Source organism: Sphingomonas sp. RB1R13 (assembly GCF_036663775.1).
Classification (GTDB): Bacteria; Pseudomonadota; Alphaproteobacteria; order Sphingomonadales; family Sphingomonadaceae; genus Sphingomicrobium.
The window spans coordinates 1-1,308 of sequence record NZ_JAXOJM010000041.1; the positions used below are offsets into that span (position 1 = coordinate 1).

Sequence of the window (1,308 nt, forward strand, 5' to 3'; positions counted from 1 at the left end):
GGGTCAGCTGTTCGCGCTCCTTGTCGAGCTTGTCGCGCTCGCCGCGTATCTCGAACTCCTCCAGCCGCCGCAGGGAGCGCAGTCGCATGTTGAGGATCGCCTCGGCCTGCCGGTCGGTCAGGCGGAACTCCTCGATCATCACCGCCTTGGGCTCGTCCTCGGTGCGGATGATCTCGATCACCCGGTCGAGGTTGAGATAGGCGACCAGATAACCGTCGAGCAGCTCGATCCGGTCGGCGATCTTGCCCAAACGATGCTCGGAGCGGCGGCGCAGCACCACGAACTGATGCTCGACCCAGGCGGCCAGCGCCTCGCGCAGGGACATGACGCGCGGGGTACGGTCCTTGTCGAGCACGTTGAGGTTCAGACTGATCCGCGTCTCCAAGTCGGAAAAGCGGAACAGTCCGTCCATCAGCACCTGCGGATCGACGGTGCGCGCGCGCGGTTCGAGGACGATGCGGACCTCCGCATCCGATTCGTCGCGCACATCGGCCAGGATCGGCAGCTTCTTGTCGTTGATGAGCGTGGCGATCTGTTCGATCAGCTTGCCCTTGGCGACGCCGTACGGGATTTCGCTGATGACGATCTGCCAGCCCCCGCCCTTTTCGCGCTCGATTTCCCAACGTGCGCGGACACGGAAGCCGCCCCGCCCCGTGGTGTAGCTTTCGCGCAGGATGGCGGGCGCATCGACGACCATGCCGCCGGTCGGGAAGTCCGGTCCCTTGACCAGCGCCAGGATCGCGTCGTCATCCGCATCCGGCTGATCGACCAGCAGGATCGCGGCCTCCAGCAGCTCGGCGGCATTGTGCGGCGGGATGCTGGTCGCCATGCCGACCGCGATGCCGCTGGCGCCGTTCGCCAGCAGGTTCGGGAACAGGCCGGGGAACAGCTCGGGTTCCTGCTCCTCGCCATTATAGGTCGGGCGATAGGCGACGGCGTCCTCGTCCAACCCGTCCATCAGGTCGATCGCGACCTGGGTCAGCCGTGCCTCGGTATAGCGGTACGCGGCGGCGTTATCGCCGTCGATATTACCGAAATTGCCCTGCCCGTCGACCAGCGGATAGCGCAGCGCGAAATCCTGCGCCAGGCGGACCATCGCGTCATAGACCGACTGGTCGCCATGCGGGTGGTATTTACCGATCACGTCGCCGACGACGCGCGCGCATTTCTTGTAGCCCGAGGCCGGATCGAGCTTGAGCAGCCGCATCGCCCAGAGCAGCCGCCGGTGTACCGGCTTCAGGCCATCGCGCACATCGGGGAGCGAGCGCGCGGTGATGGTCGACAGCGCATAGACCAAATACCGCTCCG

Annotated in this window: 1 protein-coding gene; it reads right to left on the minus strand. The window is 65.8% G+C overall.

Going from position 1 to position 1,308, the window contains the following annotated elements; genetic code table 11:
* Positions 1–1,308, minus strand: a 1,308-nt coding sequence (locus U1700_RS14645) for a DNA topoisomerase (ATP-hydrolyzing) (protein WP_332753424.1), incomplete at both ends; no start/stop codon positions are given.